Genomic DNA, 24412 nt, shown 5'->3' on the forward strand with positions numbered 1-24412 from the left:
AAACACGCCTGCACCGAAGCAGGCGTGCTTTCAGTGCAGGCTGTCCTGCCTCCGAACCTGCGCCCTGCCCTCCACCACTTCAAAGGTGAAGGCATAAGCCAGGGTTACCGGCACCGTCTCGATGCGTGAGGCAGTGCTGCAGTCCCCGTTCGACGGTGCCGTTACACCAGCCGCGTAGTAACAGACCGCAGCCGGCTCGAACAACCAACCGGAAGTGGCTGCCAGCGCCGCCTGCAGCAGGCCTGCGTTGGCCGCGTCACTTCCCGCGCCACAGGCCGAATGCGCCAACAGCGGCGCACTGCGTTCCACCCGCCCCTGCGCATCAAGGATGACATTCACGCATACCGTGGTGGCATCCAGCGAACGTTTTGCGTACTCCGACGGCAACACCGGATCATCGACACTTACGGCAACCGGCATGCGGAAGCTTTCCGTTGCGGCCAACTGATAGGGCTGTATCTCGCCCGCACCGCCGGATGACTCGGGCGACAGCATCTGCCGGTGCTGGTTGAGGTTGAAACTGCTGCTCGCCTGTTCTTTCGCTGGCTGCGTCGCACAACCTGCAAGCAGCAACACCACCAGCATCACCGCATGCCCGCGCACCTCAGCTCCTGCTCTGGGTTTCGGTGTAGTGCATTTCTTCTTCGTCCATATCAAACGAGATCGGCACCCGGATGAGGCCGGCGACCGGCTTGCCGTCCTTCATCGCCGGGGTGAAACGCCACTGCCTTGCAGCGGCAATCGACACTTCCTCGAACACTCCCTTGGGATGCGCCTCGGTGACGACGACGTCGGTCGCCCGGCCTTCGGCATCCACCGCGATACGCAGCACCACCTTGCCACTGGTGCCACTGTCGATCGCAGCGCGCGGATAACTGGGCGGCGGCATCCGCCCGGCATTCGGCAAGCCGACCTGCTCGGCCTTGCCGGAAGCTGCCGATACGATGGCGGGGTCCCCCGCCGCCAAGGCGATCGAACGCAGCTCCAGTGCCCAGGTCGAGCGCCCGTCGGCGGTGGATACTTCGATGCCTGCGGCCACATCGGGCTTGATCAGCAAGGTCGGCGACGAAATCAGGTCCCCGTTTGCCTTCAGCGTGCCTTTCAGCGTGAGCATGCCGTCGGCGGCCGGCTGCAGGGTGAACTCCGCTGCCCACTGCACGCCCTTGTCCGAGCTGGCACTGAAGGAAAACGGCGTGCCTGCCGATTGCTGCAGCTCGAAGCGCTGCCTGGTGCCTTCCAGCGTCGCTTCCACGAAGGTTGCGTACACCGTGCCCTTGCCGGTCGTTGTGGATGTCGATGAAGAAGAAGACGTGGACGTCGACGAGGACGAGGACACTGCCTTGCCCGGCTGCGCGGCCCAGGCGGCATAGCCGAAAGCGGTCGACAAGCCCAACGACAGCACCAACATGGCACACCACTGCTTCCTGCCCGGTACGGGACGCTTCAACATGGCAATACGCTCCTTCAATGGATGATGGTTCTGCCAGTGACACCCCACCGGCAACGGGGACGCGGCCAGTCCGGTCTTGAGCATGGCCTCGCCGTAACTGCGGCGTGCACCCGACACCCGGGCAATCACGCGTTCATCGCAGGACAATTCCTGGTCTTCGCGGCAGCAACGCAGTGCGAACAACAACAGCGGGTTGAACCAGTACAGGCACTGCAACAACGCCAGCAACGCGTTGATCGCGATGTCGCCGCGTTGCAGATGCACGCGTTCGTGCAACAGCACCAGTTGCTGCTCGATCGGCAGATAGCGTTGCTCGAAGCCAGCGGGCAACACGATCCGCGGTCGCAACAAACCCATCGCCGCAGGCAAGCCCGCCACTGCCTGCGCCTGCCACAGGCCGTCATCGCGTTGGCTGAGCAGCCCCAGCCCGCGCTGGAAACTCCTCTGCTGGCGATACAGATGCACCGCCATCAACAGCCCTCCGGCCAACCATGCGCAGCACAGCCACAGCGGCCAATGCGCAATCTCGGCAGGACCAGCAACTACTGCCTGCCCGACCTGTACCGCCACCTCGCTGACCCGCATCGGCACCGCCGCAACCCGTGGTGCCGGCAACAGCACCGCCAGCAGCGTCGCCGGCAACAGCAACCACAGCAGGTAAGCAGCACTTGCCCCGAGCCAGCGCCGCAGCGGCCGGCGCAGGATCAGCGCCAGCGCAACCGCCGCACTGCTGGCCAAGGTGGTCTTCAGCAGCAGCGCAAGGATCTCAGTGCTGCTCATCGTCGAGCCCCTCCAGCAGTTTGCGCAGCTCGGCCACGTCCTCGCGGCTGAGCCGCTGGTGCTGGCTGAAATGGGCGACCAGCGGCGCAACCCGGCCATCAAACAGGCGCTCGATCAGGCTGCTGCTCTCCTCCAGCAACCAGGCATCGCGCTGCACCAGCGGCGTGTACAGGAAGCGCCGCCCTTCCTTGGTTGCACTGATCGCCGCCTTGTTGAGCAGGCGGTTGAGCAGGGTCTTGACCGTGGCCTCGGCCCAGTCATTGCCGCCGGGCAGTCGCGCGATGACCTCGTCTGCAGACAGCGGGTGCTGCCCCCAGAGGACTTCCATGACAACGGCCTCGGCCTCGCTGATACGGATCATCGTTTACGCCTGTAATTTTTTACGATTACACGAGTAAACGAAAGCCCTGTCAAGCCCTCACCAAGTGATTCAGGGGGGACATGCTGTAATGCCGATATCCCCGCAGATACCGGACACCATGCCCCATCACGTGACCGACCTCGACGCCGCCGTGGACTGGCTGCTGAGCAACATCCAAGGCCCACTGCGCATCGGCGCCCCACTGGCGCTGGGCAAACCGCACCGTTTGCTCAATGCCTTGTACGCGCGTATCGAACACGACCCGGCGCGGCCCCTGCAGCTGTATACCGCGCTGTCACTGAACCCGCCGCAGGCCAAAGGCGATGGCTTGGAAGCACGCTTCATGCGCCCGTTCGTCGAGCGCCACTTCGGCGCCGACTTCCCGCGCCTTGCCTACTCCGACGCTATCGCCCGCGATGCGTTGCCTGCACATGTGCAGGTGGAAGAGTTCTACATGCAATCCGGCGCGCTCTTGCGGTCGACGCAGGCGCAGCGCTACTACACCAGCCTCAACTACACGCATGCCGCCGATGCGGTGGCGCAACGCGCGCCGAATGCGATCGTGCAGAAAGTGGCCTACCGCGAAGGCAGCAACCAGCTGTCGCTGTCGTGCAACAACGACATCACCCAGGACACACTGGATGCCATCGCCAAGCGCGGCCTGCCCAAGCCCTTGTTGATTGCCGAGATTGATCCGCAACTGCCGTGGCTGGGCGGCACCGCCGCCGTTGATCCGGACTTCTTCGATCTGGTGATCACCCCGCCCGGTCCCTACCCACGGCTGTTTGGCCTGCCGCGGCAGCCGGTCAGCGATGCCGACTACGCCATCGGCCTGTACGCCAGCACCCTGGTGCGCGACGGCGGCACCTTGCAGATCGGTATCGGCACGCTGGCCGACGCACTCAGCCATGCGCTGGTGCTGCGGCATACCGACAACGCACGCTATCGGCAGATCCTGCACGCGCTCGATCCGCAGATCGCCGAGCACCCATTGGTGCACGAAGCGGGTGGGCTGGGGCCGTTCGAGATCGGCCTGTATGGCTGCAGCGAGATGCTCAACGAAGGCTTCCGCAAGCTGGTGCAGACCGGCGTGATCTGGCGCAAGGTGCATGACGATCTTGGCCTGATGCAGCGCCTGGCCGACGGCACTGCCAGCAATGGTGACCGCGGCCGGCTTGCACGCGAAGGCGAGTACCTGCACGGCGCCTTCTACCTGGGCTCAGCCGAGTTCTACGACTGGCTGCGCAATCTCCCCGATGCCGAACGCGCTGCCATCGGCATGCGCCGCATCAGCGAGATCAACCAGCTCTACGGCGGCAACGAGGCCTTGGAACGCCTGCAGCGCCGCGATGCGCGCTTCTTCAACTCCTGCATGATCGCCAGCGCGCTTGGCGCAGCGGCATCGGATGCATTGGAAGATGGCCGCGTGGTCTCCGGCGTCGGTGGCCAGTACAACTTCGTGGCGATGGCGCATGCCCTGCCCGATGCACGCAGCGTGTTGATGTTCCGTGCCGTGCGCGAGGATGGCGGCAAGCCACAATCCAATGTGCGCTGGAACTACGGACACACCACCATTCCGCGCCACCTGCGCGATGTCTTCGTCAACGAGTACGGCATTGCCGACCTGCGCAACCTGACCGACGAGGATTGCGTGGTCGCGATGACCAGCATCACCGATGCAGCATTCCAGCCGGCGCTGTTGGAGCAGGCCAAGGCCTCGAAGAAACTCGCTGCCAACTTCAGCGCGCCAGCACAGTGGCAACAGAACCGCGCCGAGGCGCTGCGCGCGAAACTTGCCCCATTCCGTGCCGATGGCAGTCTGCCGGACTACCCGCTGGGCAGTGACTTTGATGCCGTTGAACAGGATCTGGTACGCGCCTTGGGCTGGCTGAAATCAGCGACTGCGACGCCGATAGGCAAGCTGCGTACCGTCGTCGCAGCCTTGCGGCAAGCGCCCGCCGAGAACGATGCAATGTACATGCAGCGGATGGGACTGGAGCGGCCGGCCAATTTTGGCGAGCGGCTCAATGCCGGTTTGCTGCGGGTTGGTCTGGCGCGGAGTGCCGGGAAAGCTTGATGGTGTGCATCGCAATTTGATCGCACGCCGGGAAGCCTGGGTTTTGTAGGAGCGGTGTAAGCCGCGAAGCTGACAATCGGCAAAGGCCGTCGATAGCCAAAGGGTTCTCAGCTTCGCGGCTTACGCCGCTCCCACATTGGTCGGAATACCGGGAAAGCTCCTGCCGAGCATGGCTCGGCACTACAGATCTGCCCCCTCCCTTTCGCGCAGCGAAGGGGAGGGTTGGGGAGGGGTTGCCTTTCGCTGGGAAAGCCCCTGCCGAGCATGGCTCGGCACTACAGTTTTGCTCCCTCCTTTTCGCGCAGCGAAGGGGAGGGTTGGGGAGGGGTTGCCTTTCGCTGGGAAAGCCCCTTGCCGAGCATGGCTCGGCACTACAGATCTGCCCCCTCCCTTTCGCGCAGCGAAGGGGAGGGTTGGGGAGGGGTTGCCTTTCGCTGGGAAAGCCCCCTGCCGAGCATGGCTCGGCACTACAGTTGGGGCGAAGCCAAAACAAAGGCCGGGTTTCCCCGGCCTCTGTCCAATCTTGTGATGTAGGACTATCAGCCTGCGATCTGCGCCTTGGCCGCTGCCACAACCGCTTCGGTGGTGATGCCGAAGTGCTTGTACAGCTTGTCGGCCGGGGCCGATGCGCCGAAGGTGTCCAGACCGATGACTGCACCGTCCAGGCCCACGTACTGGCGCCAGAAACCGGTGACGCCGGCTTCGACGGCAACACGCTTGCGCACGGCGTTCGGCAGCACGGACTCGCGGTAAGCAGCGTCCTGGCGGTCGAACACGTCGGTGCACGGCATCGACACCACGCGGGTCTTGATGCCGGCAGCGTCCAGCTCGGCCTTGGCAGCCACGGCCAGACCCACTTCCGAACCGGTGCCGATCAGGATCACGTCCGGGGTACCGGCGGCGTCAGCCAACACGTAACCACCGCGTTCAATCTGCTGCACCTGCTCGGCCGTACGCGGCTGCGGGGCCAGGTTCTGGCGGCTGAAGATCAGGCAGCTCGGGCCGTCCTTGCGGACGATGGCAGCCTTCCAGCTGACCGCCGATTCGGCCGCATCACACGGACGCCACACATCGTTGTTGGGGATGTAGCGCAGCGAGGACACGTGTTCCACCGGCTGGTGGGTCGGGCCGTCTTCGCCCAGGCCGATCGAGTCGTGGGTAAACACGTGGATGACATGCGCCGGGATCAGCGCGCTCATGCGCAGCGCGTTGCGGGCGTAGTCGCTGAACACCAGGAAGGTGGCGTCGAACGGCAGGAAACCACCGTGCAGGGCCAGGCCATTGGCAATCGCGCTCATGCCGAACTCACGCACGCCGTAGTGCACGTAGTTGGCATGCGGGTCTTCGCCGACCACGGTCTGCGCCCCCTTCCACAGGGTCAGGTTGGAGCCGGCCAGGTCAGCCGAGCCGCCGATGATTTCCGGCAGCAGCGGTGCGAAAGCCTGGATGGCGTTCTGCGAGGCCTTGCGCGAGGCGATATTCGGCGCTTCGGCCTGCACCTGGGCGATGTAGGCATCGGCCTGGGCAATGAAGTCAGCCGGCAGCTCGCCGTGCGAACGGCGGGTCAGTTCGTCGGCATCGGCCGGGAACTGTGCAGCGTACTTGTCGAACAGCTGCTCCCACTCGGCCTGACGCAGGGTGCCGGTGCCGCCAGCGCGCCAGCCGGCGTAGATTTCTTCCGGGATCTCGAACGGACCGTAGGCCCAGTTCAGTGCCTTGCGGGTAGCTTCCAGTTCGTCCTTGCCCAGCGGTGCGCCGTGGCTGGATTCCTGGCCGGCCTTGTTCGGCGAACCAAAACCAATGGTGGTCTTGCAGCAGATCAGGGTCGGCTTGTCGAACTGCGACAGCGCCTGCTCGATGCCGGCCTTGATGCTTTCCGGATCGTGGCCGTCGACACCGCGCACCACGTTCCAGCCATAGGACTCGAAGCGTGCCGGGGTGTCGTCGGTGAACCAGCCTTCCACTTCACCGTCGATGGAGATGTTGTTGTCGTCCCAGAAGCAGACCAGTTTGTTCAGGCCCCAGGTACCGGCCAGCGATGCGGCTTCGTGCGAGATGCCTTCCATCAGGCAGCCGTCGCCCATGAACACCCAGGTGCGGTGGTCGACGACTTCGAATTCCGGGCGGTTGTAGCGCTGCGACAGCAGCTTTTCCGCCAGCGCGAAGCCCACGGCGTTGGCCAGGCCCTGACCCAGCGGACCGGTGGTGGTTTCCACGCCCGGGGTTTCATGACGCTCCGGGTGGCCGGCGGTCTTGCTGCCCAGCTGGCGGAAGGCCTTCAGTTCTTCGATCGGCAGGTCGTAGCCGCTCAGGTGCAGCAGCGCGTAGTGCAGCATCGAGCCGTGGCCGTTGGACAGCACGAAACGGTCACGGTTGAACCACTTCGGGTTGTTCGGGTTGTGACGGAGATAGTCGTTCCAGAGCACTTCGGCGATATCGGCCATGCCCATCGGCATGCCGGGATGACCGGACTTGGCGGCTTCTACCGCATCAGCGGCAAGGAAACGGATGGCGTTCGCCAACTGGCGGCGGGTGGGCTGCGTCATGGGTCGTCAGAATCAGGAGGCTCCCGCGGAACTGCGGGCGGCCTATTGTCCCACAAGCGACTGCCGGGATCAGTCCGTAAAAGCTGACGGTAGTTTGGATTGGTTTCGCCTGACAGGAACATGCCCAAGCAAAACGGCCACCCTGAACAGGGCGGCCGTTTCTCACTACAACTACCGGGAGACAATCACTCCTGCGGATGATGCCTTCCAATGCTGTCATCACTCTCGCCGCGCGCCACCAGGGTGGTCAGGGCCAGGTCACCGGTCACGTTCAGCGCGGTACGGCACATGTCCAGGAAGTGGTTCACGCCCAGGATCAGGCCGATACCGGCAGGGTTGACGCCGACCATGGCACAGATCAGCGCCACCACCGGCAGCGAGCCCGAGGGCACACCGGCGGTACCGATACCACCGAGGATGCAGACCACCATCACCATGAACTGCTGGCCGATGCTCAGGTCCACGCCGAAGAACTGCGCCAGGAAGATCACCGTCACGCCCTCGAACAGCGCGGTGCCGTTCTGGTTGGCAGTAGCGCCGACGGTCAGCACGAAGCGCGAGACCTTGTGCGGGAAGCCCATCTGGTCGGCCACGCGCAGCGCGGTCGGCAGGGTCGCATTGGAGGACGCGGTGGAGAACGCCATCACCGTGGCTTCCTGGGTCTGCCGGAAGAACTGGATGGGCGAACGTCCGGCCAGCTTCACCGCGATGCCGTAGCTGACGAACATGTGGGTGGCCAGTGCCAGCACCACCACGCCCACATAGGCGCCCAGCTTGATCAACAGATCGAAGCCAAAGATGGCCGCCAGGTTGAACATGAAGCAGGCCACGGCATACGGCGCCAGGCGGATGACCAGGTTGATCAGGGTCATCGAGATCTCGAACAGGCCCTCGATGCCCTTGCGCAGCGTAGCCACCTTTTCCGCAGGCGACAGCACCATGCCGATGCCCAGCATCAGCGCGAAGAACATCAGCGACAGGATCTTGCCGTTGTCCGATGCCGCGTCGAGCACGTTGTCGGGAACGATCGACAGTAGCATGTCCAGGCCCTTGGGCGCGGTGCCGGCGCCAGCCACGATCGCCTTGCTGCGCTCGGCGTTCTCGGCCAGCAGCTTGGCGGCTACTGCCGGGTCAACACCGGCGCCGGGCTGGAACAGATTGACCAGCACGAGGCCGATCAGGACGGCCACGCCAGACAGCACGATCGTGTATGCCAGTGACTTCCAGCCAATACGGCCCAGCGAGCGGATATCGCCCATCTCCGACACGCCCATCACCAGCGCCGAGAAGATCAGCGGGACGATCAGCATGAAGATCAGGCTCAGGAACAGCCCGGAAACCGGCGTGGTCAGATAGGTGGTCACCGTGTGCACCCAGTCCGCGTCAGGGCTGACGAGGTGCACGATCAGGCCCAGCAGCAGACCGAAGCCGAAGCCGATCCCTATCTTCCAGTGGAACGGCATTTTGGCGGTGGTCTTGGCGGCATTGGCCATAAGTGGGTTTCCCTCCAGAGAATGGGTCAGCTTAACAGACGATGTACAGCCGCCTTTTTCAGCCTTGTCCTGGATAGAGAGGGTCCAACAACGGTTTTTCCACCACTGTGGTTTGCCGCCAGCGCGGACCGGCCTTGAATACCTCGCGCAACTGCGCTCGCGCGGCGCTCACGTCGCCCTCGCCGCCCCAGCGGGCACGCTGCATGCGTTGCAGCGCATCGCGTTGTGCCGGGTCATCCAGTTTCTGCAGCACCGCGTCGAGACCATCCACTCCGCCCATCGCGGCAAGTATGTGTGCCACCTCGTCCAGGCTGCCCGCATCCAGGGCGCGGCGCAGGTCTGCCGTGCTGTAACGCGAACCAGCGCTGGCCGTTTGCGCTGCAGGCCCGCCGCGGGCCACCGCTGGAGCATGCCGGCGCGACAGCCCCCAGATCAGCGTGGCCAGCCACAACAAGGCGAAACCGGCCGCCAGCGCCGGCCACAGCCACGTGCTCCCGCCGTCCGGCGACGCCGCCAGCGCGTTGCCTGCAGCCACTGCGGCAGACCCGGCCACTGCCGGCTGCACCAGTGGCGGCGCGACCATGCCGCTGCTGCTGCCTTGGGCAACCTGCAACGACAACGCAGGCAGCGAGGTGCTGCGCGCCTGTCCTGCCGCCACGTCCCACCATTGCATCTGTATCCCCGGCACGCTCAGCACGCCGGCCTGCTGCGGCACGATCGAATAGCGCCGGGTCAACTTCAACTGCGGGCTGGAACCCTCGAAGGTTTCATCGTACTGCGGTGGTTCGGCGAACACCTGCGCGTTGTCGCCCAGCGACGGCACCGGCAACTCCGGGAACTGTGCCTTGGTGGCACCGCTGGCGATTGCCTCCACTTCGATCGCAATCGCCTCACCGGTACGCCCGCTGTTGGGCGCGGCGGTATAGCGCAGTTGCAGGTTCTTCAGCGGCAGCCACGGTTGCGCTGCACCGGCGGGCGTCGCGCGCACCTGCAAGGTCTGGTCGGGACCACGGGCGCTGAGCTGGCCATTGTCGCGGCCGAAGAAATCGTCAAAGAAGCCACCTGCGCCCTGCCCGCTGAAACGGGCGCCGGCCACCTGCAAGGGGCCGCTGCGTTCGGGAATCAACAGGAAACGGCGCTCGACCACGTTGTAACGGCGTCCGCCGACTTCGCGCACGGAAGTGCGGTCATCGCCAACGCGCTGCAACGACGCCGCAGCCGGGGTATCCAGCACCAGTTCACCAGATGCCAGCTGGGTGGCGAAGTACAGCCGCACCACCACACCCACGCTCTGCTGCACGTAGGGCTGCTTGTCATCGACCTCGGTCTCGATGAAAGCCACTGCATTGCCGTCACGGCTGGCGACCGGTGCCTCCTCAACCTTCACCAACAAAGGCGTGGTGCTGCCGCCCCCCACGCGCAGCGCCGGGATGTCGAGCATGCCGGTGCGGCGCGGTGTCAGCGCCACCGCGTACTGGGCGTAGTTGCGCGAAGCGCCACCGCCCATCTGCAGCTGGCGGCTGCTGTTCTGTGCACCCAGCACGAAGTCGGCTTCCAGTGGCGCATAGTCCGGGCTGCCGGACTGGTCGGTTTCGATGGTCAGCGTGACCGACTCATTCTGCTTGATGCTGTCGCGGTCCAACCAGGCACGTGTCTGCGCCTGCAACAGTCCGGTGACAGCCAGCAGGCCGAGCAACAGCCACAGCTGCATGCCACTGCCGGTGTGATTCTTTCTCATCGCTTTTCCCGCATCCGCCGCTCGTATTCGAGCTGGAATTTCGCTTTCAACAAATCGCCCGGCTCATCCGGCACGCGCTGCATCCACGCCTCCACGGCCTGTTGCTGCTCACGCTGCGCAGGTGTCATTGCCGCCAGTGCGGCCGCGTTCTGCTGCTCACCTTCGCGCGCCTGTTGTTGACGCATGGCCTCGGCCATGCGCTGACTCTGCGCTTGATCGGCCTGCTCCTGCCTGCCTGCATCTTCGCCCTGTGGCGGCGACTGATCCTTGCCGGATGACGATTTGGCATCCGCCTGCGGATTGCGCTCAGGGGACTGCTGGCCCTGTTGCGGCGGGTTCGATTGCTGACCCTGCTGCGGCTGACCCTGCTGCCCTTGCTGTTGGCCTTGTTGATTCTGCTGCGAAGGATCCTGCTGCCCGTTCTGTGGCGGACTCTGCTGCCCGGGCTGGTCCTTGCCCTGCTGCGGCTTGGACGGATTCTGCTGATTGCCTTGCTGGCCCTGCTGCGATTTGCGCTTGCGCGCGGCATCCACCGCGGCACGGTTGGCCACCGCGTCCTGCATCCCGGGATGCGCCTTCAGTGCGCGATCGTAAGCAGCGATGGCTTCGTCGTACTTGCCTTGGCGGGCAAGCGCGTTGCCAAGGTTGTACCAGCCCTGCTCGTTGTCGATACCTTCGAATTTTTTCTGTGCGGTGGCGAAATCACCAAGCCGGTACGCTTCCACACCTTCACCCAGACGCTGGTGCTGGCGCTGGTCGGCGCGCTGCCACCAGCCGCCCTGCTCGGCCGCGTGTGCAGGCTGCAGCACCGGCAGCATCAGGCATAGCGCAAGTACCGGCAGCACCCGGCGTGGACGACGGAACGCGAACACCGCCAGCAACAGCAGCGGCGGCAACAACCAATAGCCCTCGTCCTGCCACTGCTTGCCAGCACTGGCCAGCTGCTCACGATCCTGCGCACCGTCCGTTGGTTCCAGCACGCCCAAGGCCTGCAGGTCCGCCGAGGTGCTTGCAATGCGCTGGTAGCCGCCACCGCCGGCTGCCGTCAACGCACGCAATGACGCTTCATCCAGATGCGCCTGTTCTATGGCCCCACGCGGATCCCGATAAGACGCGCCCTGCAGGCTGCCGAGACCGATCGCCGATACCCGGTAACCGGCGACGCGCAGTTTGCCGGCCTCCGCCACCGCCGCTGCATCAGCGTGATCGCTCAGCAGCAGGATCTCGCCGTTGCGCGCGCCGGACCGCTTCAACAGATCGCCAGCCCAGCGCAATGCCTTGTCCGGACGCTGGCCATCAGCCGGCATCACTTCCGGCGCCAAGGCGTCCAGGAACAGGGCGACATTGGCCGCGTCATCGGTCAGCGGTGCCACGGTGAATGGCTCATAGGCGAAAGCGACCAAGGCCACTTCGCCGCCCTTGCGCTCACGTAGCAGGCTGGCCAGCTTCGCCCGCGCCTGCAGCAAGCGCGACGGCGGCAGGTCGGTGGCGCGGATGCTGCTGGACAGGTCAAGCACGATCACCAGCGGCGTCTTCGATTCCCAGAGTGGTTGCTCCAGCTGGCGCCAACTCGGGCCGGCAAGCGCGAGCACCGCCAACGTCAAGCCAAGTGCCAACGCCGCGCTACCCCACCATCCGCGCTTGCCGCCATCAGCCAGCAGGTGGGCCAGCAGGTGCGGGTCCACCGCCTCGTGCCAACGCGCACTGCGCCGACGCCGCCACCAGCTGCCCAGCAAGGCTGCCGGCACCAGCAACAAAGCCCACAGCCACTCCGGGCGCAGAAAGTGCAGATCCTGCCAATTGATCATGACCGCAGCCCCCGCCAGGCCAATGCCACCACCCCCAGCAACAAGGAAAACGCCAACGGCCAGGGATAGCGTTCGATGCGTGGTCGCACTGCCGGGCCAGCGTCCTTCACCGGCTCCAGCCGGTCCAGTTCGGCATAGATGTTGACCAGTTCATCGGTGTCGCGGGCGCGGAAGAAGCGACCGCCGGTTTCATCAGCCACCTTTGTCAAGGTGGCTTCGTCCACCTGGTCATCGGCACCGGGCAACTGCACGCCGAACAACGACATGCCGCCGCTGCCGCCAAAGGCGATGGTGTAGACGCGCACGCCTTCGGCCTTGGCCAGCTCGGCCGCCTTCAGCGGCTCCAGCACGCCGGCGGTATTGACGCCATCGGTCAACACGATCAGCACGCGCTGCCCCTGCGGTTGTTCGCGCAGGCGCTTGACCGACAGCGCGATCGCATCGCCCAATGCGGTCTCACGCCCGGCCAGGCCAACCACGCTGTCACGAAGTTGATCACGCACGGTGGCACGGTCGGCGGTCAACGGCGTCAATGCGTAGGCACGCTGGCCGAACACCAGCAGGCCGATGCGATCGCCTTCACGGCGGTCGAGAAAATCCGCCAGCACGGCCTTGGCAGCCGTCAGGCGGTCCACAACCTGGCCGCCAAGCTGCATGTCCGGCTCGCTCATGCTGCCGGACAAGTCCACCGCCAGCATCATCTGCCGCCCCTGTCGCGGCGGCTCAATCGGCTCACCCAGCTGCTGCGGGCGCGCCACTGCAGCACACAGGCACAACCAGGCCAGCCACAGCAGCAGCGCCTGCAGTACTGCACCGCCACGCGAGGACGACTGGCCCTGCAACCGCGATGGTTCGTAGGGCACGCGCAAGGCAGCACCACTTTGTTCACGCAGCGGCCAAAGTCGCATCAACAGCGGCAATGGCAGCGCGAGCCATGCCCACGGCCACGCAAAATCCGGCAACAGGCCCGCCCATTGGGAGATCATGTCCTGCATCAGCGCCGCCCGGCCATCAACTGCAGGAAGCGGCTCCGAGCCAACTGGCAGGCACGTTCAACCTGCGCAGCCTCAAGCTGTGGACGGAAGCCTCCGTCCAGCAGCAGACGTCCGTCGCCGCCGCTGAAGTCATTGCCCTTGGCTCCATCGAGGAAACGCAGCCACGCATCGCCCTGCAGCTGCACCGCCTGCGAATCGAGCCGCCGCGCTGCGCGACGCAGCAACTCCGAGGCTGCGGCAAGCTTGGCAGGCCCCTGCGGCGCCGCCTGTAGCTGACGGTCAAACAGGGCCATCCAGCGCTGCAACCGGCGCCGACGAATGAGATAAACAGCAAGCACTGCGACGGCAACCAGCACCACCGCGCCGATCAGCAGCCACCAACCCGGCGCCAACGGCCACCAACCCGGCGCAGTCGGCAAGTGCACATCACGCAGCGGCAATTGCGCAGCCATCAACCCACGCTCCGGTTTGGCGCCGCGCCCAGCCAGGCATCGCTGGCATCGTCACTCACCAGGGTACTGACGCGGATACGGCGACCCGGCAGTTGCCGGCACAGCTCTTCTACCGGGGCGACCAGGGCATCGTGCCAAGCGTCGCGCACGGCGGCTGAAGCCAGGTCCAGCCGCATTCGACCGGACTGTGTTGCAAGCGGCAATACGCAGTGCGGCGGTGAAATTTCCAGGGGATCAAGCAACAACACCAACTCCACTTCAACATGCATCGACAGCGCCGACCAGGTAACGGCCGGTACGGCCTGCGCGCTGGCTGGATCAGCCAGTACCACCGCGCGCGCGCCTGGGTGCAATACGCGCGCAGCCTGCTCCAGCGCCAACTGCAATCCGCCATCATCAGCGGGCCGTTCACCGTACCAGCGCACCAGTGCATCCAGCGCTCGCAATACACCACGCGTTCCGCCTGCCGGTGGCACCAGCGCTTGCTGCGCGGAACCCCGCAACGCTGCGATCCTGTCGCCATCGCGCAACGCCGACCACGCAGCCACCGCACCAGCCCGCGCAGCCTGCACCGACTTGAAACGCACGCGCGTGCCGAAGTACAGCGGCGCAGCCGTATCGGCAATCAACAAGGTGACCCGTTCGCGCTCGGTCTGGAACGTCTTGGTATGGGTGGCATCGGTGCGTGCGGTCAGTTTCCAATCAATATGTCGCGCGTCGTCGCCGGGCACGTACTCACGCGACTCGGCGTATTCCATGCCACGGCCACGCAGCATCGAGGCGGCGCGTCCGCTGACCGCGTAGTGCCCGCGGCGAGCCTTGCGGCCGCCGTTGGCAGCGCCGCGCAGCGCGATCAGTTCGGCCAACTGCGGACGTATGCCACCTTCGGCGGTCGCACTCGTCTGCGCTTGCCGGGCTGTGGACGCAGTCATCGCTGACCCGCGTGCAAACGCGGCCTCGTGATCATCCGATCATCGGCATCCGTCATCACACCCAGCCTCAGGGCAGGGGCACGCAGTCAAGCAGCGCCGCCACCAGGCGCTCGCCATCCCAGCCCTCGGCCGCAGCCTCGTAGCTGGGCAGCACGCGGTGGCGCAGCACATCGGCTGCCACCGCCCGGATGTCGTCAGGGGTGACGTAATCGCGACCGGCCAACCAGGCGCGCGCACGTGCGCAGCGTTCCAGCGCAATCGAACCGCGTGGGCTTGCGCCCCAAGCAATGCGTCTGGCCAGCTGTCCGTCATACGCGCTGGCATCACGTGAGGCCAGTACCAGCGCAATCAAGTAGCGCTCCAGCTGCGGTGCCATATGCAGCTCCAGGACTTCGCGGCGCGCCTGCTCGATCTTCTGCAGCGAGATCTTCTCGATGGTCACGTGCTGCGGCCGCATCGCGCGCAAGGCGCGCTCACGTGCCAGCCGCAGGATCTCGGTCTCGGCGCTAGCATCCGGGTAACCGATGCGCACATGCATCAGGAAGCGGTCCAACTGCGCCTCGGGCAGTGGGAAGGTCCCTTCCTGCTCGATCGGGTTCTGCGTGGCCATCACCAGGAACACCTCTGGCAGCGGATAGGTGTTGCGTCCGACTGTCACCTGGCGCTCACCCATCGCTTCAAGCAACGCCGACTGCACCTTGGCCGGGGCACGGTTGATTTCGTCGGCAAGCAGGATCGGGTGAAAAATCGGCCCAGCCTGGAACTCGAAGCGACCTTCCTGGGAGCGCCAGATATCGGTACCGGTAAGGTCCGCAGGCAGCAGGTCCGGGGTGAACTGGATACGCGCGAAGCTGGCGTCGATCCGCGAGGCCAAGGCACGGATGGCGGTGGTCTTGGCCAGGCCAGGCGCCCCTTCCACCAGCAGGTGGCCGTCCGCCAACAGCGCGGTCAGCAACCGGTCGACCAACAACGACTGGCCGACGATCTCGCCGGCGAGGGCGTCACGCAGCGCGGTGAATTCCTGATGCAGGCCGCTGTCGCGGACCGGCGCATCGTCTTGATTGGGCAGCACGGGAGGCAGGTTCATAGGCGCAGTTTGACTGATCTGCGATGAAATGGTTCCAAACGCCGTCCTGCAAACGGAAAAGGGCCGCAATAGCGGCCCTTTTCCTTAGACGTAACAAGCGCTTACCTGGCAGCCTTGGCTACACGCAGGATCTTCGGGGTCACGAACACCAGCAGCTCAGCCTTGTCCTTGGAGCGACCGCGCTTCTTGAACAGGTTGCCAAGGAACGGGATGTCACCCAGGAACGGCACCTTGCTGATGCTGGTCCGGTCATTGAACTCATACACGCCGCCGACCACAACTGTCTGGCCGTCATCCACCAACACCGCGGTGTTGATTTCGCGACGATTGATGATCGGGACAACACCAAAATCCGCCACTTCCAGATAGGAGTCGATTTCGTCCTTCTTCACATTCATGTTGAGAAAGACACGATTGTCCTGGGTGATGGTCGGCGTGACCTTTAGCTCCAGCAGCACTTCCTTGAACTGGACGTTCGGCGTTGCCGCAGCACCACCGGTACCACCGGTAATAGTGACATAGCCGATCTCCTTACCCTGCTTGATGACGCCTTCGCGCTGGTTGGCGGTGACGATACGCGGATTGGAAATGACTTCACCACGACCTTCTTCCTGCAACGCGGAAAGCTCCAGGTCCAGGTTGAAATTCGCGCCCAGCAGCGTATAGGCGATGCTCGGAGCCTCACCCGCCTTGACGCTGGTGAAGGTGCCGGCGGGCAAGCTGACATTGAGCCCACGGCTTGCGTTGCCAGTACCACTGGTGCCGCTGCCGATCGTGCCGACGTTGCTGCCATTGTTGTAGCTGCGGGTGCCACCGATGCCGAACTTGGCACCCAGGTCACGGGCGAAGGTATCGGTTGCGATCACGATACGGCCTTCGATCAGCACCTGATCCACGGGTCGATCGATCACCCCGATCAGTTCACGCATCTGCGCGACCTTCTTCGGGATGTCACTGATCATCAGCGTATTGGTGCGTTCATCGGCTACCAGACGGCCGCGCGGCGACAGGAAGCCGTTCTCCTGCTCGGTGCTGTTACCGTTACCACCACCGCCGCCATTGTTATTGTTGTTGCCGATCCCCTTGGCCTCGGTCAGCGCTTTGAAGATCGCCTCGGCACTGTGGTAGTTGATCTGCACGTAGTCGGTGATCAGGTCAACGCGGTTATCGATGGCGATACGCGCGTCTTCCTTGTCCTGTTCGAACTTGGCCAGCTCGGGCTGCGGTGCAACCCAGATCACGCCACCATCACGACGCTTGTCCAGGCCCTTGGCGCGCAGCACGATGTCCAGTGCCTGGTCCCACGGCACGTTGACCAGGCGCAGGGTCACATTGCCCTGCACCGTGTCGGAGGCGACCACGTTGAGATTGGACTCCTCGGCGATCAACTGCAGCACGGTGCGCACCGGCACGTCCTGGAAGTTGAAGGTCACCGGACGGCCACTGTAGCCACGTGCCGCGACGGTAGCGGCCGCTTGCGCAACCGTCCTGGACGTCACCGCACCGGTAGCCACCTCGGCCTGGCGCGGAGTGATCTCGACCACGTACTCATTGCCGGACTGATAGGCCAGCGAATCGAATGCGCCATTGGTGCTGAGCACCAGCTGCGAGCCCTGCCCGGACGGCTTGGCATCGATACGCTGCACCGGCGTGGCGAAATCAACAACATTGAGCGGGCGTTGCAGCTCGGCTGGCAACACGGCGTTGCCAACGTCGATAACGACGTTGTTGCCCTGGTTGCGCAGGTCCGGGCTTGCGCCCTGGCCGTCGAACTGCATGATCAGCCGCCCGGCACCATCATCGCCGCGCTTGAAGTCGATCTTGGTTACGGAAACCGCCTTCACCGCCTGCTGGGTGGCTGCGGCTGCGCCGCCTACACCCGCAACAGGCTGTGCTGCGTAGGAAGAGCCGCACACCGCTGCCAGCGCCACTCCCAGGGCGCAGACGCGGACCAGTGCATGGCGCCGGATGGGACGCAGGCTCAGGGCTTTGGTAAAAGTCATCGTGCTATCCCCTAATCAATCAACGATCGTCCAGTGCAAGCGAAGCTGGGCGTTCCAGCCAGCCACCTGCACCGTCCGGCACTAGTTCAATCAACTCGATCCCGTCTTCGCGTACGCCAGTCACACGGCCATCGCTCTGACCCATGTACACCCCAGGACGTACACGGTAGGTGACCTTGTCCGGCCCCATCACCAGTGCCACGGCACCCGCGCCGCTACCGATCGTGCCAACCATGTCCAGGCTGTCCAGCGGGAACCCTTCGAGCGGTTCCTTGCGGCGGTTCGGATCCGGCCGCAACTGGCTGTTGCCATCATCGGATACCCAGGCATCACTGAACGGATCGCGCAGGCCTTGCGCCGAATATTCAAAGGTTTCGAACTGCTGCATCACCGGCAGAGGCTGCAAGGGCTCGGCCGGACGTGCACGCACGTCGGCCATCCACTTTTCAAGATTGGGCGCTTCGCCAGGCGTGCTGGTGATGCCGCGGGCGCAACCGCCCAGCAGCACCACGCAAGCCATACCCAACGCCAGGGAGGAAATACCACGCATGATCACTTCCCTCCCTTTTTCTTGGCTTCGGCAGCCGCGTCGGCGGCCGCCTTTTGCTGGTCAGCCAACTCGGTGTCATCCAGGTACCGATAGGTCTTGACCGTACCGGACAGCTCCAGCGCGCCACCGGGCGTGATCACGCCCTGTCCGCCCTTGGGCTGCAGATTGATGTCATGCATGGTCAGGATGACGACGCGCGGCAATGAGGCCACGCCGCTGACGAACGCACCAAACTGGTGATAGCTGCCAACAAGGCGCAGCGCGATCGGCTTTTCGGCATAGAACTCTTTCAAGGTCTCGTCACCGGGCTTGAACAACTCGTTGTTCAAGCCGCTGGACAACGCGGTCTGCGAAACGTCGATGATCAGATCCGGCATCTCGGTCTTGCTGGGCAACTGGCGCAGCATCTGCTGCAACACCTGCTCCATCTGAGCCAGCTGCTGCTTCAAAGGCTCCAGGTTGACCGCACGTTTCTGCTCGGTCTCGAAACTCTGGCGCAAGGTCGCTTCCTTGTTCACCAGGTTTTCCAGCTCCCCTCTCTGCCCACTGATGATCAGCAGGTAAGACAGGCCGAGGATCAGCAAGGACAGCAACACGCAGAACACGACTTTCGCGTTGCGCGGCCAGGCGCCGATATTGTTGAAATCCAGCTCTTTGGCGTTGAATTTCTTGCTCACGAACGGGCCTCCTTCTGCGCCGGCGCTGCTGGCGCTGTCTCGCCCTTTGGCTTCTCCGCCCCGCTTGCCGGTGCAGCCGGCGCTGCAGCAGCGGGAGCTCCAGGCGCAGCACCAGTAGCCGGTGCAACCGCCGCGGCATCAGCTGCGGTCAGCGCGGCATCAGCTTCGGCCTGACCATCGCTGGGTGCAGGCAGCTGCACTTTCAGCGTGAACACGTACGGCAGGGACTTGATGTCGACAACCGCACCACCCTTCTGCTGCGGATCCTGCGCACGCGCCTCAATGATGGTCAGCTCCGGGTTTCTCATCCAGCCCGAGGTCTCGAGATTGCGCATATAGGCACTGACACGGGCGTTGGACTGCGTACGGCCTTCCAGCGTCAGGGTCTCACCTTCCTGCTTCAGCGCGGTCAGTACCACGCCATCGGGAATGGTGCGCACCAACGAATCAAACAGGTGCACCATCTGCGACCGCTTGCCCTGCAGCTCCTCGATCACCGCCTTGCGGTCCAGCAGACGTTTCTTCTGCTCGTCCAGGCGATCGATTTCCTTGTTCTGTTCCTTGACCTTGGCGATCTCGGTCTCAAGGTAGGCATTGCGCTCGTTCTGCCCGCTGATCTGCTGGCTGAAGTAAAACCACAGCAAGCCTGACAGCACAACGCCACTGAGCGCAGCAAAGCCCAGCATCCCGTAGAACTCACGTTGACGCTGTTTGCGGCGCTCCTCGCGCCATGGCAATAGGTTGATCCGTGCCATCAGTCGAACCCCCTCATGGCCAGACCCGTCGCGATCATCAGTGCCGGCGCATCCTGGTTCAGTGCATGCGCCTGGACCTTCGGCCCCAGCGTCATCTGCGCCAGGGGGTTGGCGACCGAGGTCGCCACGCCAAGCTGTTCTTCGACCATGGTCGGCAAGCCGATCAAGGCCGCACAGCCGCCGGCCAGCACGATGTGGTCAACGCGGTTGAACTCGCTGCCCGCATAGAAGAACTGCAACAGGCGGCTGATCTGCTGCACCGTCGCCTCCTTGAACGGCTCCAGCACTTCAACCTCGTAGCTCTCCGGCAAGCCGCCCTGGCGCTTGGCCAGGCCTGCTTCCTCGTAGCTCAGGCCGTAGCGGCGCATCACCTCGTCGGTGAGCTGCTTGCCACCGAACACCTGTTCGCGGCTGTACAGGCTGCGGCCACCGCGCAATACGTTGAGCGTGGTCATGGTTGCACCGATATCGACCAGCGCCACCACGCCATCACTGGGTACAGCCAGCTCGCTGGCGACCAATGCGAACGCGTTCTCGATCGCGAACGCCTCCACATCCATCACCTTGGCGGTCAGCCCGCCCAGCTCGAGCGCGGACTGACGCAGCTCCACGTTCTCCGAGCGCGACGCGGCCAACAGTACCTGCACCATTTCTGGATTGTTCGGCACTGGACCCAGCACTTCGAAATCGAGGTTCACTTCGTCGATGGGGTACGGGATGTAGTTCACCGCCTCCAGCTCGACCTGTGCTTCCAGATCGCTTTCGTCCAGGTCCGCCGGCATCGGGATCACCTTTGTGATCACCGCAGAGCCCGCAACAGCAGCGGCCGCCCCTTTGGCCTTGCTTCCCGAACGCGCAACAGCCCGCCGAATTGCTTCGCCGACTGCTTCGACTTCGACAATGTTTTTCTCCACCACCGCATTCGGCGGAAGAGGTTCCACAGCGTAATGTTCCACGCGGAAACGGTTACCGCTGCGGGAAAGCTGAAGCAGCTTTACCGCAGTCGAACTGATGTCGACGCCAATGATGGGCGTCTGACTCTTTGGGATAAGCCCCACGGATTCTCCCCTGCCGACGGGCACTTGGACGCAAGTCTTGCGTCGGCGCATTAATAACGTTTTTTCAGCAAATGGCAACCATCCGGAATGCGAGACGCGATCTGCATCACGTCGCCCAGCTGTATCCCATTTGCTCTCCCCAGGATGCGGCCCCAGCCGCTCCCCTGCGTAATCTATACTCTGCGGCTACAAAAACCGCAATCGGGACTTCTGGATGCCACGTTTTCGTCGCTGGCTGCGTTGGCTGCTGGCCCTCTTTGTCGCCTTCTCCCTGGTCGGCGCAATCGCCATCGGTTCACTCTATTACGTTGTCTCGTCCAAGCTCCCGGACGTGCAGGCGCTGCGCAATGTCGAGCTGCAGGAGCCGATGTATGTCTATGATAACGAAGGGAAATTGATGGCGGTATTCGGCGAGACCCGCCGCTACCCGGTACAGATGAAGGACGTCCCGGAGCGCCTGAAGCAGGCCTTCCTGGCCACCGAGGACGCCCGTTTCTACCAACACGACGGCATCGACTACAAGGGCATTGCCCGCGCCGTCTGGCTGATCGCGCGCACCGGTTCCAAGGACGGTGTACCCGGTGGATCGACCATCACCCAGCAGGTTGCGCGGCAATTCTTCCTCAGCAGCGAGGTCAGCTACACCCGCAAGTTCGCCGAAATCCTGCTCGCCCGCAAAATCGAGAGCGAACTGAGCAAGGACGAGATCTTCGAGCTGTACCTCAACAAGAGCTTCTTCGGTAACCGCGCCTATGGCATCGGCGCCGCGGCCGAGTACTACTACGGCAAGAAGCTGGGTGACCTAGACCTGGACGAAATGGCCTCGCTGGCCGGCATCCCCAAGTTCCCCTCCAGCGGCAACCCGCTGAGCAACCCCGAGCGCGCACGCCAGCGCCGTGACAACTATGTGCTGCAGCGCATGGCCGACCTGGGCTACGTCAGCCAGGCCGAGGCCGATGCCGCCAAGGCCGTGGCCATGCATGCCAGCCCGCACGAGCCGCCGGTTCAGGTCTATGCACCCTACGTGGCCGAGCTGGTGCGCCAGGAAATGATCGCCAAATACGGCAGCGACGTGCTCAACAAGGGCTACCACGTCACCACCACCATCAATGGCCAGCTGCAGGACGCCGCCAACACGGCGGTGCGCGATGGCCTGCACACCTACGACCACCGCCACGGCTGGCACGGCGTCGAACAGCACTTCGATGTCGCTGCCGATGCCGACAGCACCGCGCTGGCCCGGCACATCGCCGGCATCCCGACCCAATCGGGCCTGCAGGCTGCCGTGGTTTCGGCCACCCATGCCGACGGCAGCATCACCGTGGTGCTGGCCGACCGCAGCGAACTGGTGCTGCCGGTGGCGTCCAGCCGCTGGACCAACCGCAGCCCCGCCAAGCTGGCCACCCGCGGCGACATGATCCGCGTGCGCGCTGGCAGCAAGGAAGGCGAATGGCTGATCGACCAGATCCCGCGCGGTCAAAGTGCGCTGGTCTCGGTGGACGCTGAAAGCGGCGCGTTGCGCGCCCTCGTCGGCGGCTTCAGCTTTGCCGGCAACAAGTTCAACCGCGCCACCCAGGCACGCCGCCAGCCCGGCTCCAGCTTCAAGCCGTTCATCTATGCGGCCGCCTTCGACAAGGGCTTCAACCCGGCCTCGATCGTGCTGGATGCACCGGTGGTATTCCGCGACCGTCGCGGCAAGACCTGGCAGCCGCAGAACGATGGCGGTGGCTTCCGCGGCCCGATGCGTCTGCGCGAAGCACTGGTGCAATCACGCAACCTGGTATCCGTGCGCCTGCTCGACAGCATGGGCGTGGACTATGCGCGCAAGTACATCAGCGAATTCGGCTTCCAGGAAGCCGAGCTGCCGCCGAACCTGTCGATGTCGCTGGGTACCGCCTCGCTGACCCCGTTGTCGGTCGCCCGCGGTTACGCGGTGTTCGCCAACGGCGGCTCACGCGTGGACACCTGGGTCGTGGACGAGATCAAGGACCGCGATGGCAACGTGATCTTCAAGGAAAACCCGGCCATGGCCTGCCGCGGCTGCGGCGGCACCTCGACCGCAGGCGCCGCACCGGTGAGCCAGGTGGTGGACGGCTTCAATTTCGGCGCCGAGGTGGCACCCGCTCCGGTTGCCGCCAAGCCGGCAGAAGCCAAGCCTGAGGCCATCGAGCCGGCAAAGCCGGTGAACCCGGATGCCCGCACTGCGCCGCGCGCCATCGACGAACGCACCGCCTACCAGCTGGTCTCGATGATGCGTGACGTGGTCCAGCGCGGCACCGGCACCGCGGCCAAGGTCCTGGGCCGCGAAGACGTGGGCGGCAAGACCGGTTCCACCAATGACCACCGCGACGCCTGGTTCTCCGGCTTCGGCGGCCCGCTGGCAACCACCGTGTGGGTCGGCCGCGACGACTTCCGCTCGCTGGGCTACCGCGAATACGGCGGCAAGGCAGCCCTGCCGATCTGGATCGACTACATGCGCGTTGCGCTGAAGGACGCTCCCATCGCCAGGAACGACCCACCGTCCGGCATGGTGCAGGCGACCATCAACGGCGCCACGGAATGGGTCAAGACCGAAGACCTGGATCGCGTGCAGGACTTCGACTTCGGCCAGCAGGACCACGCGACCAACGACGCCGCGTTCGACATCTTCTGATCAACCCAGCAGGCGGCGGGACGCAAGCCCCGCCGCCTGCCTACAATCGGGCCAGCACCCCCAAGGCCAGAGCCCGATGCCGTCAACGCCACCGCACTCCCTCCCGCGCAATGCCCGCGAACGGCAATTGATCGCGCAGGAGGCCGCCCGCTTGATCGCCGAAAGCGGCATCCACGACATCGAACACGCCCGCCGCAAAGCCGCCGCAAAGCTCGGCGTCGCCAGCGAAGCCTTGTGGCCCCGCCTGGGCGAGATCGAGCAGGCGCTGCGCGAGCATCAGTTGCTGTTCGCCTCCGCCAGCCAACCCGGCGCGCTGCACGAGCGCCGCGAATCAGCAGTGCAGGCCATGCAGTTCCTGCAGGCCTTCCAGCCACGCCTGACCGGCGCGGTGCTGAGCGGGCTGGCCGCCGGCGACAGCCCGGTCATCCTGCACCTGCATTGCGATGATCCCGATGCCGTGCAGCGCTTTCTTCACGAACAGCACATTCCTGCCGAGGCGCGCACCTGGTCGCTGCGCTTGGCGGGACATTCGTCCAAACAGCACTATCCAGGCTGCGAGTTCGCCGCCGATGGCATCGCCTTCGAACTGGTCGTACTGCCCGAGGATGCACTGCGGCAGCCGCCTGTTTCGGCGGACGATGGCAAGCCCCTGCCGCGCGCGACGTTGGCGCAGCTGCGGCAATTGCTGGCGCAAGAACAGCGGTAATGCCGAGCCATGCTCGGCAGACGCATTCCTGGTAAAGCCCTTGCCGAGCATGGCTCGGCACTACCGGACAACTATCTGCGCTTGTGGGAGCGGCGTAAGCCGCGACGCTGGCAACGCACGAAAAGCCGAAGAAGCTACCCCTCCCCAACCCCCCCCTTGCCTGCGGCAAAGGGAGGGAACGTAGTGGCGCGCGACACCGCGCGAAGGGGCCCGGCCCGGAGAACAGAGAGCCCAGAGCGAGGGCGCAAAAGGCCCACCCCGGCTATTAGTTGGGGCGGGGAGAAAAAAAAA

Annotated in this window: 19 protein-coding genes; 3 read left to right on the forward strand and 16 right to left on the reverse strand. The window is 64.5% G+C overall.

The features are described 5' to 3' along the window. Positions 1–30: 30 nt before the first annotated feature. Genes AC1VWL_RS07475 through AC1VWL_RS07485 form a run of 3 tightly spaced genes read right to left on the reverse strand, consistent with a single transcriptional unit; the run spans position 31 to position 2591 of the window. On the reverse strand, positions 31–603 hold the full coding sequence (locus AC1VWL_RS07475) for a hypothetical protein (protein WP_482986274.1): 573 nt from the start codon (positions 601–603) through the stop codon (positions 31–33). A 1-nt stretch (position 604) separates the two neighbouring features. Further along, positions 605–2230, reverse strand: a complete 1626-nt coding sequence (locus AC1VWL_RS07480; protein WP_482986275.1) for a TonB family protein — start codon at positions 2228–2230, stop codon at positions 605–607. Then, the gene (locus AC1VWL_RS07485) at positions 2217–2591 is read right to left on the reverse strand and encodes a BlaI/MecI/CopY family transcriptional regulator (RefSeq protein WP_282268950.1); all 375 of its coding nucleotides are present in this window, start codon (positions 2589–2591) and stop codon (positions 2217–2219) included. The genes AC1VWL_RS07480 and AC1VWL_RS07485 overlap by 14 nt, the downstream gene beginning before the upstream one ends. Positions 2592–2709: 118 nt before the next feature. On the opposite strand from AC1VWL_RS07485, the gene AC1VWL_RS07490 reads away from it, so the two are divergent. After that, complete coding sequence (locus AC1VWL_RS07490; protein ID WP_482986285.1) at positions 2710–4668, forward strand: acetyl-CoA hydrolase/transferase C-terminal domain-containing protein; 1959 nt, start codon at positions 2710–2712, stop codon at positions 4666–4668. 539 nt (positions 4669–5207) lie between these two features. Here AC1VWL_RS07490 and tkt read toward each other — a convergent pair. From tkt to AC1VWL_RS07555, 13 genes are all read right to left on the reverse strand, one after another. Then, positions 5208–7214 (reverse strand): transketolase, encoded by a 2007-nt coding sequence (gene tkt / locus AC1VWL_RS07495; RefSeq protein WP_482986276.1) that lies wholly within the window; start codon positions 7212–7214, stop codon positions 5208–5210. Positions 7215–7399: 185 nt separating this feature from the next. Further along, on the reverse strand, positions 7400–8707 hold the full coding sequence (locus tag AC1VWL_RS07500) for a dicarboxylate/amino acid:cation symporter (RefSeq protein ID WP_482986277.1): 1308 nt from the start codon (positions 8705–8707) through the stop codon (positions 7400–7402). A 58-nt stretch (positions 8708–8765) separates the two neighbouring features. Then, complete coding sequence (locus AC1VWL_RS07505; RefSeq protein ID WP_482986278.1) at positions 8766–10445, reverse strand: BatD family protein; 1680 nt, start codon at positions 10443–10445, stop codon at positions 8766–8768. Further along, entirely contained in the window at positions 10442–12271 is a 1830-nt protein-coding gene (locus AC1VWL_RS07510) for a vWA domain-containing protein (RefSeq protein ID WP_482986286.1), read from the reverse strand. Before AC1VWL_RS07510 ends, AC1VWL_RS07505 begins: the two co-directional genes overlap by 4 nt. Next, entirely contained in the window at positions 12250–13248 is a 999-nt protein-coding gene (locus AC1VWL_RS07515) for a vWA domain-containing protein (protein ID WP_482986279.1), read from the reverse strand. Before AC1VWL_RS07515 ends, AC1VWL_RS07510 begins: the two co-directional genes overlap by 22 nt. Beyond that, the gene (locus AC1VWL_RS07520) at positions 13248–13700 is read right to left on the reverse strand and encodes a DUF4381 domain-containing protein (protein WP_482986280.1); all 453 of its coding nucleotides are present in this window, start codon (positions 13698–13700) and stop codon (positions 13248–13250) included. Before AC1VWL_RS07520 ends, AC1VWL_RS07515 begins: the two co-directional genes overlap by 1 nt. Then, positions 13700–14632 (reverse strand): DUF58 domain-containing protein, encoded by a 933-nt coding sequence (locus tag AC1VWL_RS07525; RefSeq protein ID WP_482986281.1) that lies wholly within the window; start codon positions 14630–14632, stop codon positions 13700–13702. Before AC1VWL_RS07525 ends, AC1VWL_RS07520 begins: the two co-directional genes overlap by 1 nt. A 67-nt stretch (positions 14633–14699) precedes the next feature. Then, positions 14700–15719, reverse strand: a complete 1020-nt coding sequence (locus AC1VWL_RS07530) for an AAA family ATPase (protein ID WP_482986282.1) — start codon at positions 15717–15719, stop codon at positions 14700–14702. 101 nt (positions 15720–15820) lie between these two features. Continuing rightward, positions 15821–17722, reverse strand: coding sequence for a type IV pilus secretin PilQ (locus AC1VWL_RS07535; RefSeq protein WP_482986283.1), 1902 nt, complete (start codon positions 17720–17722; stop codon positions 15821–15823). Between the two features lie 19 nt (positions 17723–17741). Further along, positions 17742–18272: a pilus assembly protein PilP gene (locus tag AC1VWL_RS07540; protein WP_481534074.1), complete on the reverse strand. Its 531-nt coding sequence runs from the start codon at positions 18270–18272 to the stop codon at positions 17742–17744. Between the two features lie 2 nt (positions 18273–18274). Further along, entirely contained in the window at positions 18275–18949 is a 675-nt protein-coding gene (locus AC1VWL_RS07545) for a type IV pilus inner membrane component PilO (protein ID WP_481534073.1), read from the reverse strand. Beyond that, the gene (locus tag AC1VWL_RS07550; protein WP_481534072.1) at positions 18946–19704 is read right to left on the reverse strand and encodes a PilN domain-containing protein; all 759 of its coding nucleotides are present in this window, start codon (positions 19702–19704) and stop codon (positions 18946–18948) included. The genes AC1VWL_RS07545 and AC1VWL_RS07550 overlap by 4 nt, the downstream gene beginning before the upstream one ends. Continuing rightward, positions 19704–20762: a pilus assembly protein PilM gene (locus AC1VWL_RS07555; protein ID WP_481534071.1), complete on the reverse strand. Its 1059-nt coding sequence runs from the start codon at positions 20760–20762 to the stop codon at positions 19704–19706. The genes AC1VWL_RS07550 and AC1VWL_RS07555 overlap by 1 nt, the downstream gene beginning before the upstream one ends. Positions 20763–20976: 214 nt before the next feature. Between AC1VWL_RS07555 and AC1VWL_RS07560 the strand changes: the two genes are divergently transcribed. Together AC1VWL_RS07560 and AC1VWL_RS07565 are read left to right on the forward strand one after the other, a co-directional pair. After that, entirely contained in the window at positions 20977–23415 is a 2439-nt protein-coding gene (locus AC1VWL_RS07560; protein WP_481534070.1) for a penicillin-binding protein 1A, read from the forward strand. A 76-nt stretch (positions 23416–23491) separates the two neighbouring features. After that, positions 23492–24121: a hypothetical protein gene (locus AC1VWL_RS07565; RefSeq protein WP_482986284.1), complete on the forward strand. Its 630-nt coding sequence runs from the start codon at positions 23492–23494 to the stop codon at positions 24119–24121. Positions 24122–24412 lie beyond the last annotated feature (291 nt).

The sequence above is a fragment of the Stenotrophomonas sp. STEN063 genome (assembly GCF_056854515.1).

Excerpts from the sequence above, each read along its gene's own strand:
- AC1VWL_RS07550 (WP_481534072.1), bottom strand. The coding sequence starts at position 19,704 with ATGGCACGGATCAACCTATTGCCATGGCGCGAGGAGCGCCGCAAACAG.
- tkt (WP_482986276.1), bottom strand. The coding sequence starts at position 7,214 with ATGACGCAGCCCACCCGCCGCCAGTTGGCGAACGCCATCCGTTTCCTT.
- AC1VWL_RS07525 (WP_482986281.1), bottom strand. The coding sequence starts at position 14,632 with ATGACTGCGTCCACAGCCCGGCAAGCGCAGACGAGTGCGACCGCCGAA.
- AC1VWL_RS07505 (WP_482986278.1), bottom strand. The coding sequence starts at position 10,445 with ATGAGAAAGAATCACACCGGCAGTGGCATGCAGCTGTGGCTGTTGCTC.
- AC1VWL_RS07490 (WP_482986285.1), top strand. The coding sequence starts at position 2,710 with ATGCCCCATCACGTGACCGACCTCGACGCCGCCGTGGACTGGCTGCTG.
- AC1VWL_RS07535 (WP_482986283.1), bottom strand. The coding sequence starts at position 17,722 with ATGACTTTTACCAAAGCCCTGAGCCTGCGTCCCATCCGGCGCCATGCA.
- AC1VWL_RS07520 (WP_482986280.1), bottom strand. The coding sequence starts at position 13,700 with ATGGCTGCGCAATTGCCGCTGCGTGATGTGCACTTGCCGACTGCGCCG.
- AC1VWL_RS07480 (WP_482986275.1), bottom strand. The coding sequence starts at position 2,230 with ATGAGCAGCACTGAGATCCTTGCGCTGCTGCTGAAGACCACCTTGGCC.
- AC1VWL_RS07560 (WP_481534070.1), top strand. The coding sequence starts at position 20,977 with ATGCCACGTTTTCGTCGCTGGCTGCGTTGGCTGCTGGCCCTCTTTGTC.
- AC1VWL_RS07540 (WP_481534074.1), bottom strand. The coding sequence starts at position 18,272 with ATGCGTGGTATTTCCTCCCTGGCGTTGGGTATGGCTTGCGTGGTGCTG.
- AC1VWL_RS07565 (WP_482986284.1), top strand. The coding sequence starts at position 23,492 with ATGCCGTCAACGCCACCGCACTCCCTCCCGCGCAATGCCCGCGAACGG.
- AC1VWL_RS07530 (WP_482986282.1), bottom strand. The coding sequence starts at position 15,719 with ATGAACCTGCCTCCCGTGCTGCCCAATCAAGACGATGCGCCGGTCCGC.
- AC1VWL_RS07515 (WP_482986279.1), bottom strand. The coding sequence starts at position 13,248 with ATGCAGGACATGATCTCCCAATGGGCGGGCCTGTTGCCGGATTTTGCG.
- AC1VWL_RS07485 (WP_282268950.1), bottom strand. The coding sequence starts at position 2,591 with ATGATCCGTATCAGCGAGGCCGAGGCCGTTGTCATGGAAGTCCTCTGG.
- AC1VWL_RS07500 (WP_482986277.1), bottom strand. The coding sequence starts at position 8,707 with ATGGCCAATGCCGCCAAGACCACCGCCAAAATGCCGTTCCACTGGAAG.